Annotated in this window: 1 pseudogene; it reads left to right on the forward strand. The window is 34.8% G+C overall.

Annotated elements, in window-relative coordinates:
* Positions 1-396: pseudogene (locus tag G3A46_RS14085) on the forward strand (flagellar motor protein MotB); the annotation flags it as partial.

The following is a 396-nucleotide window of genomic DNA, read 5'->3' on the forward strand; positions in this document are numbered from 1 at the left end:
CTAAATACTATTATAGAGCTGCCCAATCCTTAAAGAGTCTTGGTAAACACGATAAGAGCCGTGAGCTATTAGAAACTTATACTGCAAAAGGAGGAACTGGTTTTGTGATAAAAACCTACGATGAGGACATAGACTATTTAAAGAGTACTGTTTTTAAATCACGACAGTTTGTAATTGAGATGTCTCCAATTAGTTCAGGAACTTCAGATTTTGGACCTGCATTTTATATGAAGGATAAATTGGTTTATGCATCTGCAGCCAATGCAACAGGATTAAATGTAGATCAATGGACTCAAGAGCCTTATTTAGATTTGTTTATTGCTAATAGAGATGAAGAAGGATTGTTAAGTAATCCAAAGCCTTTAGGAGGCGATGTAAATACTCAATATCACGAAT

It is taken from the genome of Aequorivita sp. KMM 9714 (assembly GCF_011065475.1).
Lineage (GTDB): Bacteria > Bacteroidota > Bacteroidia > Flavobacteriales > Flavobacteriaceae > Aequorivita > Aequorivita sinensis.